Origin of the sequence: Halomonas sp. 3F2F, assembly GCF_014897805.1 — a bacterium.
In the GTDB taxonomy this organism is placed as follows: domain Bacteria; phylum Pseudomonadota; class Gammaproteobacteria; order Pseudomonadales; family Halomonadaceae; genus Vreelandella.
Genome location: NZ_JABUZE010000142.1, coordinates 7,463 through 29,031 on the forward strand (window position 1 = coordinate 7,463; position 21,569 = coordinate 29,031).

2 protein-coding genes are annotated in these 21,569 nt (G+C 56.2%); both read right to left on the minus strand.

The genetic code is table 11. The features are described from left to right. Positions 1-672 precede the first annotated feature (672 nt). Entirely contained in the window at positions 673-11,781 is an 11,109-nt protein-coding gene (locus INT21_RS15235; RefSeq protein WP_193085417.1) for a non-ribosomal peptide synthetase, read from the minus strand. Further along, positions 11,778-21,569 carry a non-ribosomal peptide synthetase gene (locus tag INT21_RS15240; RefSeq protein ID WP_193068383.1) on the minus strand — a complete coding sequence of 3,264 codons (9,792 nt, stop codon included), beginning with the start codon at positions 21,567-21,569 and terminating at the stop codon, positions 11,778-11,780. The genes INT21_RS15235 and INT21_RS15240 overlap by 4 nt, the downstream gene beginning before the upstream one ends.

The window sequence follows — 21,569 nt, forward strand, 5'->3', positions numbered from 1 at the left end:
CAGGCCAATTTATGAAAAACATTACTCAACGGTCTGAGCTAATACTTAGCAAAACTACTATGGAGACCCTAGAAACTATACTCATCAGTTGACATTTAGCTACTAGAAATAACAGAGGCTGTGATTATACTGGCATTCCGAGTTCTTAATACATTAACATTCTTGCGACGTCACGGCATCTGACATTACATGCGGATCATACCTAACATCACCAATTTCTTCGACACTGTTTAATCTCAGACAAAGCTAACCGTTAGCGAGTAATAGAATAAAAACACCGGCAATGGATCGCCTGGAGACTCAAGATCGCCTGTAAATCAGGCCTCCGGCTACCCTGCCCGGCTAACAAATTACCGCAGTTGACATCACTGTGCTTCGAAGCACAAACATCTCCCCGCCCAGCAAGATACTGTAAATACCTGCCGTTAGGTGCGAGATGTATTAGTTCACACGCCATACAGACAGTAGCAATAGCGTGGTTGCCAACCTGGCCTAATAGCACTCGGCCATGGCTGCTTCTCGCGTGCCGCCTAAGATTGTTCTCCCGCACCAGAGCCAGCAAAAGCCACCGGTGCGTACATGACCAACTGTACCAGTCCTAAAGTGCAATCACTAAAGAGCTGGCAGTCCAAAGAACCACCAACACTCAATAGCCATCTTTAAGACAGATCTCTAAGAGGAAGGCTCGACGACCCTCAACACCTCCGCACAGTGATCGACGATCCAGGCTAACTCCTCGTGATAGATCGCCTGCAACCTCGCTATAGTTTCCGAATCAAAAACACGAGTGCTGTAGATCCACTTACTGGTGAATACCCCCTTGTGTACGTGAGAAACCAGTTCTAGCCAGTTCGCCAAAGGCATTTCATCGCTGCGCTCGCGCCCTTTGCGGTTACCGTCGTCGTACACCTCCCAAAGTCGATTCTCGGTGGCCTCACCGCCAAACTGGCCGAGATAGTTGACATTGATCCGAGCCCGGTTGTCGGGTAACTCGGGGACACTGTCCTGCCTCTGCAGGTATCGCAGCACCCCATAGCCCAGCCCCTTAAGGGGCACTGCCTGGCGGCGTTCCCGAATCCGAGCGATGGTTTCGGCCGGGCTTTCATCGGCGGCCGTCAGCCGTAGAGGGTAGATAGAGGTGAACCAACCCACCGTGCGCGATAAATCAATATCGGCCTCGCCAGCCTCACGACCATGTCCCTCCATATTGACCAGGAAGTCGCGCTCGCCAGTCCAGCGCCACAGAGTCCTCGCCAGCGCCGCCAGTAGCAAGTCGTCAATCGTTGCCGAGTAAGCATTGGGCGCGTCCCTGAGCAGACGCTGCGTGCGCTCAGCGCTCAGGCGTCTTTCGTGATGCGCCACATCGCCGAAGATACCCGGTGGAGTGTCGCCATCCACGGGTAGATCGGCGACATCGGCCAATTGCGCCCGCCAGTAATCGGCCTCGGCAGCCAGAACAGGCGACGCTGCCAGTTCATGCAGGTGGCGCGACCACTGTGATAATGGAGAAGTCCGAGGCGGCAGTTCTACCATCTCGTCACGGCTCAAGGCGGCATAGATTCGAGCCATGTCCTCAAGCAAAACACGCCAAGATACACCATCGATAACCAAGTGATGAGCAACGATCAGCAGGCGTTCCTCGTCCCCTTTGATGACGATGTGCACAAAGCGCACGACACACCCACTCGCAATATCCAAGCTACGCTGCGCCGCATCAGCGATGGCCGAGATCTCCCCAACATCCGCCACTTCGTGATAGTTCACCAATTCGAGAGCCTGAGCATCGCCGTACGCCTGCGACCATCCTCCATTATTATCCGTACGGAAATACATACGCAGCGCTTCGTGATGAGCAATGATGTGATGCGCCATACCAGCCAGCGCCTTGCGGTTGATCGCTGCCTTAGGGCGCAACATGATGGACTGGTTGAAGTGATCGCGAGAAGTGTTAATGGTTTGGAAGAACCACTGCTGGATTGGCGTCAATGCGAAAGGACGGTCATTGTCGACCACTGCTTCCCCAGCCGAAACTGAGTCGGCCGTCTGCTCGCCGCAGTGTTCGAGCAGCGCCCGAATGGTCTGATAACGCATCAGATCTCGCAGCCTAAGGGCAATCCCTAAATCCGCCTGACGGATTCGTGAGATCAACTGCAGACTGAGGATCGAATCTCCACCCAGTTCGTAGAAATTATCCGTCTCACCGACGCACTCAATCCCAAGTAACTCTTGCCAGATCGCGGCCAGCCGCTCGGCTTGAGGCGATGCCGGAGCAACGAATTCTCGCTGCGTATCCGCCTGCGGTGCGGGCAGCGCAGCGCGGTCAAGCTTACCATTAACCATCCGCGGCAGGCCGCCGAGCGTCATCAGGTGCGCTGGCACCATGTACTCGGGTAGGGTGTTGAGTAGATGACGCTTGACCCGTTCGCTTAGCCCACCAGCAGCGCTTTCCATTCGTGCCACCAGATAGGCGACCAGACGTGGCGCCCCTTGTGCATCGTGTAACGCGACGGCAACATCGGCAACGCCATCAATACTGCGTATCGCTGATTCGATCTCGCCCAGCTCGATACGGAAGCCACGTACCTTGACCTGATCATCGAGACGCCCTAAGTATTCGAGGTTGCCGTCTGCCAGCCAGCGCACCCGGTCACCAGTGCGATACAGTCGTCCGCCATCAGCAGCGAAGGGGTCAGCCACGAAGCGTTCTGTCGTCAATGCACTACGCCCCAAGTAGCCACGCGCCAGACCGTAGCCGCCGATATACAATTCTCCCGCCATACCTCGCGGCACGAGGTTCAGATCAGTATCCAGTACATACAGCGCACGCTCACCGACTGGGCGACCGATCGGAGCGTAGTCTCCATCAAAGCTTGCCTCAGCAGGGGACTGCCATAACAGTGGTGTAACCACCGTCTCGGTAGGGCCATAGCCGTTGATGAAACGCTTGGCGGAAAGGACCTTACGCGCCTTGTCGAAAGCCGCCTTGGGCATCGCCTCGCCACCAAACACGTAGAGTTCAACCATAGGCGCTGCCGCTCCGCTGTCGACCCAATCAACGAGTTGATTAAGATAGGCTGGAGGCAAGGCCACGCTGTCGACGCAATGTTCACGCAGCGCAGTACAGGTCAGTTCAGGGGCCCACAGCTCGTCGTCGCGCAGCACCAAGCTTGCGCCACTACATAATGCGGTCAGCCAGCGCTCGTGAGCTCCATCAAAGGCGAACGACATAAAGTGCAGCTCGCACGCGCTGGACGGTAGCGCATAGCGTTCAGCGATAGCTTGACAATGCATGGCCAGCGGCCCGTGGGCGACACCAACGCCCTTGGGAGTCCCTGTGGATCCAGAAGTGTAGATCACGTAGGCCAGGGCCTGTTCAGGAACTGCTAGGCACGGATCACTGTCAGCGTAATCGGTCAAGTGCAGACTATCCCAGGTCAGGCACGCTACCGCAGGTTTAGGTAAGGCGGCCAGCACCTCTCCCTCACTGATCAAAAGCACCATACCACTGTCACGCATCATGAATGCCAGCCGCTCGCCGGGATAGGCGGGATCTAACGGTAAATAGGCGGCTCCTGCCTTAAGTACCGCCAGAAAGCTAACCAGGATATCCGGAGAACGCCGCATGGCCACACCAACGATGTCACCACATCTTATGCCGCGCTCGAGTAGGCAGTGCGCTAGGCGATTGGCCCTAGCATCAAGCTGAGCATAATCCAGCCTCCACTCCCCCATCGACACAGCGAGAGCATTAGGGCGTTTGACTGCATGGCGGGCTATCCAGCTGTGCACCCGAGCGTCGTCATCAGACGTCGAACCAGTCGATCCCCTGCCCAGTTCAACGAGCCGATGACGATCCGCGTCGGCCTGCCAGTTGAGCGTTCCGATCCGTCGCATGGGATCAGCGACCATTTGCTGGAGAACTGCCTCCAGGCTGCAACGCATATTCTCGGCGACATCATCAGCGAACTTTTCGCGACTGTAGCAGTACTCAACCTCGACCGACTCACCAACCGTCACCTGCAGATCCATGGCGTAGCCAGTAATCCCTTCACCCTGTGCATTACCAAACTCCAGCCCATAGCGCTGGGTATTGCGCAGCGCCTGGTCAATAGGATGGTTCTCGAATACGATAATGCTGTCGAACAACGCACGCCCCGACTGCCCCCCCCAACGCTGAATAGTCGCCAGTGACACGTGCTCGTATTCGCGCACACGGAGATTGGTACGCTGCACACGCTGTAACAGGCTCGCTACGCTATCCTTCGCTTCAATTTTCAGGATGATGGGTACCGTGTTGATGAACAGCCCCAGCATCTCCTCCACTCCCTCCAGGTCAGGTGGTCGCCCAGAGACTGTGGCACCGAAGACGATATCCTCACGCTCGCCGTATAACTTCAGAACCAGTCCCCACGCCGCCTGCACGAGCGTATTCAGCGTCACGTGCTGATCCCGCGCGGCATCCATCAGCGTTCGTGTCGTGCCACGATCGAAATGCGTGTAGATCTTGGCGAACCCGCGCCGATCACTGGATGTTTTCTGTGCATCCGCCAGTAGCATCGGCCCAGACAAACTCTGCAGTTCCTCTGCCCAGAAGCTCCGCGCGGCCTCCTCGTCTTGATCATACATCCAGCGGATGAAGCGACCATACACTGACCCCAGCGGAGATAATGACTCACCGGCGTACAGCGTCAACCATTCCCCCAGCAGCCGCGAATCCGACCAACCATCCGAGAGAATATGATGTTGCGTCCATATCAGCCGGTAGCGATTATCCTCCAAATGGATCAAGCGGATTTTTGACAGAGGTGGCTTCAACCAGTTTATTTCCCTGACAAGCTCCTGTCGTGCATAGTGGTTCAGATCCTCCTCTACAGTGTCTCCCGCATCACGCCAGTCCATCACCTCTACATCGGGGGTGGCTTGTTTGAAGACGATTTGCAACGGGCGTTCCATGCCCGGCTGCCACAGAAAACCTGTGCGCAGTATCGGCTGCCTGGTGACCATCTGTTGCCAAGCTTCGATAAGACGGTCAACATTCAGGCCAACAACATCGACATTGAGTTGATTGATGTACAGCCCTTCTCCTTCCGCCTCGAGCGAATGGAACAGCATGCCCTCCTGAGTGGGTGACAGCGGATAGACGTCCTCAATCTCTTCCGGTGCGGGGGCGTCGATATTATCCAACTGCGCGCGATCCAGGTAATCTGCCAAGCTCTCGAGCAACGCCTCGGCATGCTCGGGCGGCGTAGCCTCGACGGGATCAGCGACCATCGCCAGCTTCGTCACGCTCTGATACTCAAAGACTTGACGAGGAGTAATCATCCAACCGGCCCGGTGTAACCTAGAGACGATCTGCAGGCTGAGAATCGAATCCCCGCCCAGCTCAAAGAAGTTGTCGTGACGGCCGACTCGTTCAACGCCCAATACTTCTGACCAAATTACCGCTAACGCTTCTTCCACCTCACCCTGAGGCGGCTCGTACTCCGAGCCACTGACCAAATCCGGTGCAGGCAAGGCCTTGCGCTCCACCTTCCCATTAGCATTCAGCGGCAGCTCATCGAGGGTGACCACAACGCTCGGCACCATATAATCCGGTAGCTTTTGGCCCAGCGCTTCACGTAGTGAGCTGGTGTCGAGTTCACTGTCGGCTTGGGAAACCACATAGGCCACCAACCTGGAACCATTGGGGCCTTCTTGAGCGACCACTACTGCCTCGCGAACTTCCGGCTGAGTTAATAGTTCGGCTTCGATCTCACCCAATTCGATACGCAGGCCGCGGATCTTCACCTGGTGATCAAGGCGGCCCAGATACTCGAGCTGGCCATCTTCCCGCCAACGCACCAGATCGCCGGTGCGATAGAGGCGTTCTCCCTGCGCAAATGGATCCGCAACGAATCGTTCCGCCGTTAAGCCTTGGCGATTAAAATAACCCCGCGCCAAGCCCACGCCGCCGAGGTAGAGTTCACCCGAGATCCCGGGCGGCGCCAAGTTAAGATCGCCATCCAGTACGTAGGTACGGATACCAGCGATCGGTTGGCCGATAGCTACGTGGTTGCGCCCATCGTTTTGGCAAGTCCAGTGGGTAACATCAATGGCCGCTTCAGTGGGGCCGTAGAGGTTGTAGAGTGCCGTGTGAGGCAGGCGGGCAAATACCTGATTTTGCAGCTCCGCTGGGAGCGCTTCTCCGCTGCATACCAGACGCGTCAGGCTGGTGCAGGTCTCTACCTCGCCATGGGCCAGGAAGGCCTGCAGCATTGAAGGTACGAAATGTAGCGTGGTGATCCCATGAGTACGGATCAATTTGACCAGTTGGGCTGGTTCGCGGTGAGCGCCTGGTGGCGCCATCACCAGTCGGGCGCCCTGCATTAGCGGCCAGAAGAATTCCCATACAGAAACATCAAAGCTGAAGGGCGTTTTCTGTAGCACCGCATCGTCGGCCGTTAAGCCATAGGCCTCTTGCATCCACTGTAGACGATTAGTCAGTGCATGGTGACGGTTAGCCGCGCCCTTGGGTCGCCCAGTAGAACCCGAGGTGTAAATGACATAGGCAAGATATTCACCGTGCAGCGCCACCGCCGGATTAGTCGAGCCATGATGCGTGACGTCCAGTCGATCCAATTCAATAACGTTCAGCCCATCAACTACCGGCAACGACTTGCGCAGGTGTTGCTGAGTAAGCAGCAGCTCGAGGCCGCTGTCTTCGACCATATAGGCCAGACGCTCGGTGGGGTAATCCGGATCCAGCGGCACGTAGGCGCCCCCCGCTTTAAGTATCGCCAGCAACCCCACCGCCATCTCGATGGAGCGCTCCATGGCGATACCCACTCGGGTTTCGGGTTTGACGCCTAGCCCGATCAGATAGTGGGCCCAGCGATTGGCGCAAGCGTTGAGTTCAGCGTAGCTGAGTGACTGCTCTTCAAATACTAGTGCCATGGTCTCTGGGGTTGCAGCAGCCTGCTGCTCAATCAACTGATGGATTGGTTGGGCATTGAGATGCTGGTATGAGTTCACCCCCCACTCTCTCAACAGCTGTTGCTCGTTCTTTCCTAGCAGGCTAATCTCACTGATCGCTTGCTTAGATGCATTTTGCAAGCTATCCACGATGCCATCCACAGCAGCTCTCATATAAGCACAGAGCCGCTGCCCACCAATCGTGCGGTTTACCTGCCCTACCAGTTGGAAGCCATCTCCCAGATCATCTACCGCCATAGTGATTGGGTAGTTGGTGCGCTCCTGGCCGCCTAGAGTCTCCATCCCCTCCCAAGTAGGAGCGACACTCTCGCCCCGTTGAGGCGCAGCCTGGCGGTAGTTCAGCAAGCTCGAGAACAACGGAGCGCCGCCAGGTAAGCCACTGCAACGCTGCGCTAGGCCAAGACTGGCATGTTCATGGTGCAGTAGTTCAGAGAGAGCATCATGAGTTTGCCGTAAGCATTCATCGACAACTTGGGCACCCAGTGTAATGCGCAACGGCAGCGTATTAATAAATACCCCTAGCGCTCGCTCAGCGCCTTCGATGCCTTGCATACGTCCGGAAAGCACCGTGCCAAACACCACATCGTCCTTGCCGGTAGCTTTGCCAATTACCAGCGACCAGGCGAGATGGAAGAAAGCCGCTGCGCTGACGCCGTGGAGCCGAGCTTGATGACGGATCGCCGCCGCTAGCTCTCCGTCAATCACAAGGCGATGCTCGTCGATATCGTCACCGTTCCCCATAACGTCGTTGAGACCGAAGGGCAGCGTACCCTCGTCAAGATCGCCAAAGCGACGGTGGAAGTAAGCCTGGTGTTCGCTATCAGACACACCCAAGCGAGCCTGAGCGATGAAATTGCGGAATGGCAAGGGCTCGGGCAGCTCCGCAAAACGCCCTTGCTCAATCAGCGCGATCTCTTTGACGGCCTGCTTGACTGTCATGTTGTCATCGATTAAGTGGTGGATAAGTAACTGCAGTAGGCACCCGCCATCAGTCGTGTCCTCGATAGCCACGGCTCGCATCAAGGGCGCCTGGCGCACATCGATCCGGCAACGACCAGGATCGGCGGCGTGACGCAACCGTTCCAAGGTAGACAGCATTAAGTCTTCAGTGTCGTCGCTGCTCTTCTCGAGCCACTCCACCACCAGCGGTGCTTGGCGGAGAACAACCTGTACCCGTTCGTCGAGCCCTTCCCAGAAAAAAGCAGTGCGCAGGATGTCGTGACGCGCCATGACTTGGTTAAAACCATTGATGAAACTCGCCATGCGGGCGCGGTCGTCGAAACGCATGGTGTATGAAGTGATGTAAGCGTCACGCCCGGCGTGCAGCAGATGATGAAAGAGGATGCCCTCCTGTAGCGGCGCCAGAGGATAAATATCCTGAATGTTGGCGCCACCACCCGGCACCGTCGATTCAATGCGCGCGATCGATTCCCGGTCGAGCGATACTAGGGGGAGCATCCAGGGCTCGATGGTATCGCAGTGCTCAGGAATTAGGTTGGGCGGAACCTCCACCTTACGGAGGTTGTTCGCCTCTTCTAGCACTTGCGCGAAATCGCTTAGACGCGGATGTTCGAATAACTCACGGATGGCGATGTCCCGGCCACGTTCACGCAATCGCGCAATCAGCCGCAGCGCGAGCAACGAATGCCCACCTAACTCGAAGAAATTATCGTGGCGGCCGACCCGCTCGATTTCTAGCACCTCACACCAGAGCGCTGCCAGACTGACTTCCCACTCGCCGCATGGTGCCTCGAACTCGCCATTCCCGGTGCCAATGTCGGGATCGGGCAGCGCAGCACGATCAAGCTTTCCATTGGCGGTTAACGGCAGGGCGTCCATGGCTACCAACGCGCTGGGTATCATGTGGGCGGGGAGATGGTGGCTCAGCCGTTTGCGCAGTACCTGAGTGTCAAATTCAGTCACGGCCGCGACCATATACCCAACCAGCCGGTCACCTCCTGGCCCTGAACACGCCACGACCACAGCATCGCGAATTTCCGGCTGAGCCAACAGGCAGGCCTCGATTTCGCCGAGCTCGATGCGGAAGCCGCGGATCTTGACTTGCTGGTCACCACGCCCCAGATACTCGAGCTGGCCGTCATCACGACAGCGCCCTAGGTCGCCAGTGCGGTATAATCGACCACCTTCGCTATCGAAAGGGTTGGCAACAAAGCGTTCGGCACTCAACCCGGCGCGCTTGAGATAGCCACGGGCAAGTCCTGCGCCCGATACGTAGAGCTCGCCGACAACGCCAATCGGCACCCGATTAAGGTCGTGATCCAGCACTTCGATACCGAGGTCGGGGATGGCGACTCCGACCGGGCTGCGCTGCCCTTGCAGATCCGCCGCAGTGATCGGGCGATAGGTAACGTGAACCGTCGTTTCGGTGATACCATACATATTGATAAGGCGCGGATGCTTATCGCCGAAGCACTCGATCCATGGCCGCAACATTGCTGGCTCCAGGGCTTCGCCGCCGAAGATGACAAACCTCAGAGCGAGATCCTTGCGTGTTTGGATACCGGGTACGTTGATTAATTGACGGAAGGCTGATGGCGTTTGGTTGAGTACCGTCACTTGTTCCCGGCATAGCAGCTCGAGGAATTCTTCGGGGGAGCGGCTGACCCAGAACGGCACCACGACCAACTTGCCGCCCGTGCAAAGGGCACCGAATATCTCCCATACCGAGAAGTCGAAGGCATAGGAATGAAACAGTGTCCAGGTGTCTTGCCCGGAAAAATCGAACCACCTCGCCGTAGCATCAAGTAATCGCGTCACATTGGCGTGACACAGCTGCACACCTTTAGGCTGGCCGGTAGAGCCTGAGGTATAAATGACATAGGCGAGGTTGTCACCACTCAGTACTAACCTAGGGTTGTGCGCTGGTCGCTCTGTAACGTCCAGGCTATCTAATGCGATAGCAGTTAACTCTTCGCGCTGTGGGAGCTTCGTCGTTAGTCCCGATTGGGTCAGCAGCAGCTCAATGCCGCTGTCTTCGATCATATAAGCGAGCCGCTCGGTGGGGTAATCCGGATCCAGCGGCACATAGGCGCCACCCGCCTTGAGAGTAGCCAGTAGCCCCACCACCATCTCGATGGAACGCTCCATGGCGATGCCCACCCGGGTTTCGGGTTTTACGCCTAGATCAATCAGATAGTGGGCCAAGCAATTGGCGCGGGCATTGAGTTCGGAGTAGCTAAGTGACTGATCTTCGAATACTAACGCGGTCTTCTCAGGGGCCGCCGCAGCTTGGCGCTCAATCAAATGGTGGATAGGCGAAGCATCGGGATACTGTTGAGAGCTTTCCCCCCATTTCTGCAATTGAAGGTGCTCGTCTTTATCAAGCAGCTCAATATCGCTCAATGCACTCTCTGGCATCTCAGCCAATGCCTTTAGGATGGCGGCATAGTGCTGTGCTAAACGCTCTATAGTGGCTGGTTCGAACAGTTCCTCAGCGTAAACAAAGCTTGCCTCCAGGCAACCATTCTTGCGCTCTACCACATCAAGAGTCAGCTCAAACTGCGCCTCCTTCTTCTCTAGTGGCCAACTGCCCAGTTCCAACCCTGGTAGCGTCTGCAGTGCGCCATGATCCTGGCGTTGGTGATTGAACATCACCTGGAACAGTGGTGTGTGACTCAGGCTGCGCTCAGGCTGCAGTGCCTCCACTAACTGTTCGAAGGGTAGATCCTGATATTCCTGCGCCCCCAGTGCTGTACGCTTGCCTTGTTCCAGTGCCTCGGCCAAGCTCTGGCGACCATTCAACTGGTTGCGCAATACCTGGGTATTAACGAAAAAGCCCACCACTCCCTGGGTTTCCGTTCGGTGACGGTTGGCGATCGGTACACCGACCCGAATATCTTCCTGCCCGGTATAGCGATACAGCAGCGCTTGGAAACCTGTCAGTAGCGTAATGAACAGGGTGGCACCCTGCGCCTGGGTTAGCTGGCGGAGCCCGTTAATCAGTGATTCCGGGAGCACTATTTGGTGGCGCGCAGCGTGATAATGTCCATCGTTGCGACGCGGTCGATCAGTTGGCAGTTGCAGTACCGGATGTTCGTCACCCAGTTCCGCCTGCCAGTAGGCGAGTTGGCGCTCCTTCTCGCCCGCCTCCATCCATTGGCGCTGCCATAGCGCATAATCAGCGTACTGAATCGGCAAGGCTGGTGGCTGCCAGGCCTCTCCTGTCACTCTAGAAGCGTAATCTGCGGAAAACTCGTTGATGATCAACTGCATCGACCAGCCATCAGAGACGATGTGATGCATGACCACGACCAGAAGGTGCTTCTCTTCTGCTAAGCGTAGTAGCCCCACCCGTAACAGCGGCCCCTGTTCTAGATCGAAAGGGTCATTGCAAAGCCGATCAATCTGATTGTCTATCGCTGCTTTTCGCTCTCCCTTGGGCATATGAACTAGATCAACTTCGTGCAATACGAAGTTGATCTCGGCCTGCAGCACTTGCATTGCACCACCCTCGCCATCGTCACGGAACACCGTGCGTAATACCTCATGACGAGATATCAAAGCTGCGAAGCTACTCCGCAGTGCCTCAGGATCCAGCGAGCCATTGAGAGTCAGAGCACCAGTAATATGATAGGCGCTACTTTGAGGATCAAGACGCCAAAGAAACCACTGGCGAAGTTGGGCATAGGAGGCTGAGCAAATGTTCTGTTGCGATTCAGGGCGGCCAAGAATAGGAAACTGACCGATGCCCAACCCTTGAGTACGAATTTTGTCGTAAACCACGCGGCGTTGTTCGACTGACAATCCGGTAAAACGCTCCGCAATACGACGGGTATCGATGTGACTCATTGAACGGTATCCATGCTGTCGATGAAGGAATCAATGTCGGAGAGCGACTGCTCAAAGGAGGATTCACTGTTTAGTGCAGCAATACATTTTGCTAAGTCGCGAAGTAGTGGGTGTTTAAACACTTCAGAGATTTTGAGCTCAACTTGCATGTCAGCTTGAACGCGAGCCACCATCTGCACAGCAAGTAGCGAATGCCCTCCCAGCTCAAAGAAGTTGTCATGACGGCCCACACGTTCGACGCCAATTACCTCTGACCAGATTTCCGCCAGCGCTTTTTCCACCTCTCCCTGAGGCGGCTCATAGTGCGTGTCACTGGCCAAATCCGGCTCGGGCAACGCCTTGCGGTCTACCTTGCCGTTGGCATTCAGCGGCAGTGCTTCGAGCATAACCACGACGCCCGGCACCATATAGTCTGCCAGTCGTTGCCCCAGCACCTCACGTAGTGAGGTGCTATCGAGTTCACTGCCAGCCTGGGGAACCACATAGGCCACCAGTCTCGAACCAGTGGAGCCTTCTTGCGCTACCACTACCACCTCGTGAACTGTCGGCTGAGAGAGTAGTTCGGCTTCGATCTCGCCTAGTTCAATACGCAGGCCGCGGATCTTCACCTGGTGATCGAGGCGGCCCAGATACTCAAGCTGGCCATCCTCACGCCAGCGCACCAGGTCCCCCGTACGGTAAAGGCGCTCGCCCTCCGTGAACGGATCAGCGACAAAACGCTCCGCTGTGAGATCACTGCGACTGAGGTAGCCACGGGCCAGGCTTACACCACCGATATAGAGCTCTCCCGCGACACCCTGGGGTACCAAATTGAGATCACCATCCAGGACGTAGGTGCGGGTACCGCTAATGGGTCGCCCAATGGGGATCTGGCGGTGAACGTCGTCACGGCACCACCAGTGAGTGACATGAATGGTGGTTTCAGTGGGGCCATAGAGATCGTGCAGGTGTGCACCATCAAGACACTCCGCCACATCCTGCTGCAGTGTGGCTGGAACGGCCTCGCCGCCGCACATAATATGCTTGAGCCGCGTCTTGGCTCTAACATCAGGATAAGCCAGGAAGGCCTTGAGCATGGAGGGCACAAAGTTAAGCGTGGTGACGTCGTGCCGCTGAATCAGCTCGATAATGCGCTCGGGATCGCGATGGTCGCCCGGCTGAGCGATCACCAAACGTGCCCCAACACTCAGCGGCCAGAAAATTTCCCATACCGAGACGTCGAACCCGAACGGCGCCTTATGCAGTACGGCATCGGTATCGGTGAGTTGATAGGTCTCCTGCATCCAGACCATACAGTTGGTCAAGGCATCATGGCGGATGGCTGCGCCCTTAGGACGCCCGGTAGAGCCTGAGGTATAAATCACATAGGCAAGATGCTCGCCGTGCAGCGCCACCGCTGGATTGGTAGCAGCGTGATGTGCCACGTCCAGCTGATCCAATTCAACAATGCTTAGGCCATCAGCTACCGGCAATGACTCGCGTAAGTGGTGCTGAGTCAGCAGCAGCTCGATGCCACTATCTTCGGCGATGAAGGCCAGCCGCTCTGAAGGATACTCGGGATCCAGCGGCACATAGGCGCCCCCCGCCTTGAGAGTAGCCAGCAGCCCCACCACCATTTCGATGGAGCGTTCTATGGCAATACCCACCCGGGTCTCGGGCTTTACGCCTAGTCCGATCAGATAGTGGGCCAATTGGTTGGCTCGGGTATTGAGTTCGGCGTAGCTGAGCGACTGATCTTCAAATACTAGCGCCGTAGCCGCTGGGATTGCCGCGGCCTGGCGCTCGATCAGTTGATGAACTGGCTTAGCATCGGGATGCTTGTGGGAGTTCACCCCCCACTCGCTCAACAGCTGTTGCTCGTTCTCCCCTAACAGGCTAATCTCGCTTAGCGACTGCTGCGGCGCATTTTGTAGGCTTGCTACGATGCCGGACACAGCCGATTGCATGTAATCACATAATCGCTGAGCGCCTATCAAACGGCTCACCTGCCCTACTAGCTGGAAGCCCTCTCCGAGATCATTTACCGCCATACCAATTGGGTAATTGGTACGCTCCTGGCCACCCAGTACTTCCATTCCCTCCCAGACATGATTGGAACTACCGTCGTGCTTAGGTGCGCTATAGCGATAGTTCAGAAGACTGGTAAATAGCGGCATGCCACTAGGCAGCCCACTACAGCGCTGCGCAAGACCAAGGCTAGCATGCTCGTGATGCATTAACTCAGATAATGCATCGTGAGTACGCCGCAAGCTCTTATCGATACTTTGAGAGCCCATCTTGATACGCAAAGGGAGCGTATTGATAAACATACCCAGAGCCCGCCCGGCACCCTCGATGCCCTGCATACGGCCAAACAGCACGGTGCCGAATACCACATCATCTCGCCCGGAGGTTTTACTCAGCACCTGCGCCCAGGCCAGATGGAACAGGCTGGCCGTACTCACGCCACAACGCTGGGCCTGTTGCCGCACCTGCTGGGCCAGTTCCGTGTCCAGAGGAACGCGCACTTCTTCGATATCGTTGCCATCACCGCGAACGTCTAGTAGTCCGAAGGGCGCGGTCGATTCTTCAATATCGCCCAACTGTTCACGGAAGAAGGCCTCATGCTCTTCCAGGCTTACCCCTAGCCGGGCCTGCGCCACGAAGTTGCGGAATGGGGTCGGCTTGGGCAGTTCGTCCTCGCGTCCTTGCTGGACTAGGGCAATTTCTTCCACCAGTAGCTCGAGAGTCGTGTGATCCATGACCAAGTGATGGCTGGGCAGTTGCAGCAACCAGTGTCCAACCTCGGCATCGTGAGCAGCTACCGCACGCAGCATAGGCGCTCGGCGCACATTAAGGCGATGGTGTTCAGGATCCACCTCGGCTTTCAGTTGTTCGGCAACGCTTTGTGATGAGGCGCCATTCACGTTTAGCCACTCGAGGGCTAATTCGGCATGCCGGTATACCACCTGCACCGGCTCACGCAGATTTTCCCACAGCACAGCAGTGCGAAGGATGTCATGGCGGGCAATCAGTTGGTTAAAACCGGCAATAAAGGCTGCCAACCGATCCCGGTGATCAAAACCAAGTAAGTGTTGAGTTACATAGGCATCTCCTTCCTGCTGCAGTCGATGATGGAAAAGGATCCCCTCCTGCAGCGGTGCCAGCGGGTAGATATCCTGGATATTACCGGCACCGTCAGGCACTGCCGCTTCGATCGCACGGATCTCTTCAACATTGAGTTCAATCAAAGATAGCATCTCTGGCTGGATCGCCGAGCAACCATCTGGAATACTGTTGGGCGGGATGATGATTTCCTGCCGCTCTGATGTCTGGGTCAATGCCTGAGCAAAGGCCGCTAGTTCCGGGCATTGGAACAGCATGCGCACCTGCGCCGTCAGGCCTTGATGCCGCATTTGCTCCAACACCTTCAGAGCCAATAACGAATGGCCACCCAATTCAAAGAAATTGTCGTTGCGCCCCACCTGTTCCACACCCAGCACGTCAGACCAGATTGTCGCCAGCGCTTCTTCTACTTCTCCCTGGGGCGACTCATACTGCGAGTCACTGGCCAAATCCGGAGCGGGCAAGGCCTTGCGGTCTACCTTGCCGTTGGCACTTAGCGGCAGTGCCTCAAGCGTAACCATGACGCCTGGCACCATGTAGTCCGGCAATCGTTGCCCCAGCACTTCACGTAGTGAACTGGTGTCGAGCTCACTATCGTCTTGGGGAACCACATAAGCCACTAACCTAGAACCACCGGGGCCTTCTTGAGCGACCACTACTGACTCGCGAACCTCCGGCTGAGAGAGTAGCTCGGCTTCAATCTCGCCAAGCTCGATACGCAGGCCGCGGATCTTCACTTGGTGGTCGAGGCGGCCTAGGTACTCAAGCTGACCGTCGTCGCGCCAGCGCACCAAATCGCCTGTACGGTAGAGGCGCTCGCCCTGCGCAAATGGATCAGCGATAAAACGTTCTGCAGTAAGGTCTTGGCGGTGCAGGTAGCCCCGAGCTAAGCCCACGCCACCAAGATAAAGCTCACCCGCAACCCCGGGCGGCGCCAAGTTAAGGTCTCCATCCAGTACGTAGGTGCGGATACCGGCAATTGGCTGGCCAATAGCGACTTGGCTGAGCCCATCGTCTTGGCAAGTCCAGTGGGTAACGTCGATAGCCGCTTCGGTGGGGCCGTAGAGGTTGTAGAGCGCCGCATGAGGCAAGCGGGCAAATAACTGATTCTGCGACTCCGCTGGCAACGCTTCGCCGCTGCATACCAGACGTGTCAGGCTGGTGCAGGCTTCTACCTCGCCATGGGCCAGGAAGGCCTGCAACATTGAAGGTACGAAATGTAGCGTGGTGATCCCGTGGGTACGGATCAATTCGACCAGTTGGACTGGCTCGCGGTGAGCACCTGGTGGTGCCATCACCAGTCGGGCGCCCTGCATTAGCGGCCAGAAGAATTCCCATACAGAAACATCAAAGCTGAAGGGCGTTTTCTGTAGCACCGCATCGTCAGCTGTTAGGCCATAGGCATCCTGCATCCACTGTAGGCGATTGGTCAGTGCATAGTGACGGTTGGCCGCGCCCTTGGGTCTCCCGGTAGAACCCGAGGTGTAAATCACATAAGCAAGATGTTCACCGTGCAGTTCTACTTCTGGATTGGTTGACGCATGATGTGTCACATCCAACTGATCCAGCGCAATGACGCTCAGGCTTGCAGCTACTGGTAACGACTCGCGAAGTTGTTGCTGGGTGAGCAGCAGCTCGATGCCACTGTCTTCGACCATATAGGCCAGCCGATCGCTCGGATAATCTGGATCTAGCGGTACATAAGCGCCACCCGCCTTAAGAATCCCCAGCAACCCCACCACCATCTCAATGGAGCGCTCAACAGCGATACCCACTCGAGTTTCGGGTTGCACGCCTCGGCCAATTAAGTAGTGAGCCAAGCGATTGGCACGGGTGTTGAGTTCGGCGTAGTTAAGCGACTGATCTTCAAATACTAGTGCCGTGGCCTCTGGGGTTGCCGCTGCTTGCCCCTCAATTAAGTGATGAATTAGAGAAGTGCCTGAATACTGTTGAGTATTCTCTCCCCACTCGCTCAACAGCTGCTGTTCGCCGGCTCTGAGCAGGTTGATCTCACTTAATGGTTGCTGAGGCGCTGCTCGTAGATTGTCTACAATACCTGCAATGGCTGAGTTCAAGTAATCACACAGCCGCTGTGCACCAATCATTCGACTAACCTGTCCTACCAGTTGGAAGCCATTACCCAGATCGTCCACCGACATAGTGATCGGGTAGTTGGTACGCTCCTGAACCTCCAACAATTCCATACCTTCCCAAGTATGAACAGGGGTTTCCTCTTGTTGAGCCGCGCTATACCGATAATTCAGCAAGCTCGTGAATAGCGGTATTTCCCCCGTCAAGCCACTACTGCGCTGTGCTAACCCGAGGCTGGCATGTTCATGGTGCATTAGCTCAGACAGGGCATCGTGGGTTTGGATTAGACACTTATCTACTCCCTGGGCACCGGTTTTGATGCGCACAGGAAGCGTATTAATAAACACCCCAAGTGCCCGCTCGGCCCCTTCAGTGCCTTGCATACGACCGAACAAAACGGTGCCAAATACCACGTAGTCCTGCCCAGTGATTTTGCTTAGCACCAAGGCCCAGGCCAAGTGGAACAGGCTAGCCGTGCTGACGCCATGGCACTGCGCCTGTTGTCGCACCTGCTGGGCTAATTCTGTTTCAAGAGGAACGCGCACTTCTTCGATATCCCCACCATCGCTGCGCACGTCAAGCAACCCAAAGGGCGCTGTGGGTTCCTCTATATCGCCCAATCGCTTCTGGAAGAAGGCTTCATGCTCAGCCTGACTTACCCCCAACCACGCCTGCGCCACAAAGTTGCGGAATGGGATCGGCTTGGGCAATTCGCCCTCGCGGCCTTGCTGGATCAGGGCAATTTCTTCCACCAGTAGCTCGAGGGTGGTGTGATCCATGACCAAGTGGTGACTAGGTAGCTGCAGCAGCCAGCGGTTCTGCTCAGCATCGTGGGCAGCCAGCGCTCGAATCATAGGTGCTTGGCGCACATCGAGGCGATGGTAGTCAGGATCCACCTGGGTGTATAGCCATTCGGCCACACCGCCGGAGGCCACATCTGGCATGGTCGGCCACTCGATATCCAGCATGGCATGTCGATACACCACCTGCACCGGCTCACGGAGTTCTTCCCAGAGCACCGCAGTACGTAAAATATCGTGACGGGCAATGAGCTTATTAAAACCGGCAATAAAGGCTTCCAATCTCTCCCTGCTATCAAAGCCCAGCAGCCGAGGCGTCACATAGGCATCGCCTTTTTCCTGCAGCCGATGGTGGAAAAGAATTCCCTCCTGAAGCGGTGCCAACGGATAGATATCTTGGATGTTGGTGGCTCCACCGGGTACTGACTCTTCGATTGTACTGATCTCCTCAGCATTGAGTTCGATTAGCGTCAGCATCTCGGGCTGGAGAGCCTGGCAAGCGTGAGGAATCAGGTTCGGGGGAATAACGACTTCCTCTCGCTCTGGCTTTTGCGCAATGCACTGAGCAAATGCCGCCAGTTCCGGACATTGGAACAGGGTTCGAACCTGGGCCTTCAATCCCTGGTGCTGCATTTTTTCCAACACTTTCAGGGCTAGCAGGGAATGGCCGCCTAATTCAAAGAAGTTGTCATGGCGACCCACCTGTTCGACGCCCAGTATCTCCGACCAGATTTCCGCCAGCGCTTCTTCCACCTCGCCCTGGGGCGGCTCGTACTGCAAGCCACTGGCCAAATCCGGTGCGGGCAGTGCCTTACGGTCTACCTTACCGTTCGGGGTTAGCGGCAGCGCTTCCAGAGTGACTATCACCCCAGGCACCATATAGTCCGGTAGCTTTTGACCGAGTCGTTCGCGGAGTGTGCTAGTGTCGTGTTCGATGTCGGCCTGTGGCACTACATAAGCCACCAACCTAGATCCGCTAGGCCCCTCTTGGGCAACCACCACTACCTCGCGTAGCTCCGACAGGGCTAGCAGTTGGGCTTCAATCTCGCCTAGCTCAATACGGAAGCCGCGCACTTTGATCTGATGGTCAATCCGTCCCAAGTATTCAAGCTGACCATCCTCCCGCCAACGTACTAGATCACCCGTACGGTAGAGGCGTTCGCCCGCAATAAAGGGGTCGGCCACGAAGCGCTCCGCCGTCAGCTCTGCACGGCCCAGGTAGCCGCGCGCTAAGCCCACGCCACCTAGATACAACTCCCCCGCCACGCCTAGGGGTGCCAAGTTGAGCGCACTATCCAAAACGTACAACTGCGTCGCCGCAATCGCCCTTCCCAGGAAAGCTTGGCTGCCATTCACTCGGTCTGTCGCTGACCAAATCGTGGTCTCAGTGGGGCCGTACATGTTCCACAATTCGACTCCTTGAGTTTGCAGTTCCTCAGCCAAATCAGGCGGCAAAGCCTCACCGCCACATAGCCCCTTAAAGCCTTCCGCCAGCGGAGCCGTCGCCCATGGCCAACCTGATGAGCGTAGCAACCGCCAGCCGGAGGGTGTCGCCTGCAAAACCGTCGCTTTTTCCTGATTGAGTAATTCACCCAAGGCCTTGCCATCTCGAGTCGTCTCGCGGCTCGCCAACACTACCCTTGCTCCGCTGATCAATGGCAGATACAGCTCCAGGGCGGCAATATCGAACGATAGTGAGGTCACCGCCACCAGGATATCGTCTGGGCTTAGGCCTGGGGTTTCCTGCATGCTTAATAAGAAATGGCTAAGCGCATGATGGCGCACCATCACTCCCTTGGGCCGACCAGTAGAGCCCGAGGTGTAGATGACATAGGCGAGATGTTCACCGTGCAGTGCCACCTCCGGGTTGGTTGACGCATGATGAGTCACATCCAAGCGATCCAGTTCAATAACGTTTAGCCCATCGGGCATCGGCAAGGTATCACGCAGATGTTGCTGGGTAAGCAGCAGTTCAATGCCGCTATCTTCGACCATATAGGCCAACCGCTCGGCAGGGTAATTCGGATCCAACGGTACGTAAGCACCACCTGCCTTGAGAATCGCCAGCAGCCCCACCACCATCTCGATGGAACGCTCCATGGCGATACCCACTCGAGTTTCGGGCTGGACTCCCAAGTCGATTAGATAGTGTGCTAAACGATTGGCACGAGTGTTAAGCTCGGCGTAGTTGAGTGACTGATCTTCGAATGCTAACGCCTTGGAAGTGGGGTTCACCGCTGCTTGGCGTTCGATCAGATGGTGAGTCGGTAGGGCATCAGGGTAGCATTGGGAGTTTACTCCCCATTCCTGTAATTTTAGCTGTTCATCCTTATCTAGCAGTTCCACATCGCCAAGCGCTCGTTCCGGCATATCTGCCAGTGCCTCTAGAATGGCGGCATAGTGCTGCGCTAGGCGCTCAATGGTCGTTGAGTTGAACAGCTGTTCTGCATAAACGAAACTTGCCTCCAAGCAGCCATTCGCGCGCTCTACCACATTTAGCATCAGCTCAAACTGCGCTACCCCCTCCTCTAATGGCCAAGCGCTCAGCTCCAGTCCTGGTAACGCCTGAAGCGCGTCATAATCTTGCTGCTGGTAGTTAAACATCACTTGGAACAGCGGCGTGTGACTTAGACTACGCTCCGGCTGCAGCGCTTCCACTAACTGTTCGAAAGGGAGATCCTGATGTTCTTGAGCACCCAGCGCCGCAAGCTTACTCTGTTCCAGTGCCTCGTCCAGACTTAAGCGGCTATTTAACTGGTTGCGCAATACCTGAGTATTAACGAAGAAGCCCACCACCCTTTGAGTTTCCGTACGGTGACGATTGGCAATCGGTACACCGACCCGAATATCTTCCTGCCCAGTATAGCGATACAACAATGCCTGGAAGCCCGTTAGAAGTGTCATAAACAGGGTGACACCTTGAGCCTGGGTCTGCTGACGGAGCCCTCTAACCAGTGATTGAGGAAGTATCATTTTGTAGCGCGCAGCGTGATAATTTCCATCGCTACGTCGCGAGTGATCGGTCGGCAGCTGCAATACCGGGTGCTCGTCTCCCAGCTCCGCCTGCCAATAGGCGAGTTGGCGCTCTTTCTCACCCGCCTCCATCCATTGACGCTGCCAGAGTGCATAATCGGCATACCGAATTGGCAAGGTTGGCGGCTGCCACGCCTCACCCATTACCCGAGCGGAGTAGCCCGCAGCAAATTCATCAATGATCAATTGCATCGACCAACCATCGGAGACGATATGGTGCATTACCACCACCAGCAGCTGCTCTTCTTCAGCTAAACGCAATAGTCCCACCCGCAATAGTGGCCCATGCTCCAGATCGAAAGGGTCATTGCAAAGCCGCGTAACCTGACTCTCTATTACCGCTTCTCGCTCCCCCTTCGGCACATGGCTCAGGTCAATATCAGACAATGCGAAGTTATTTTCAGCCTGCACCACTTGAATTGCCTCGCCTTCACCATCGTCACGGAATACCGTGCGCAATGCCTCATGGCGCGCTACTAAAGCGGCAAAGCTCCCCCGCAATGCTTCAGAGTCAAGAGTTCCCTTAAGGGTCTGGGCACCCGTAATATGGTAGGCGCTGCTTTGGGGATCCAAGCGCCACAGAAACCACTGGCGAAGTTGGGCATAAGAGAGCCCTATGTTATCTTGATTCTTATACCTAACAATTGGCAACTTCGAAAAGTCGATATCCTGTTGCCTTAAGGCCTCAAGAAATACGCTCTGTTTGTCTCGTGGCAATTGTGCGAAGCGCTCAGCAATCGTGTGTTTATTGAGTTCCAT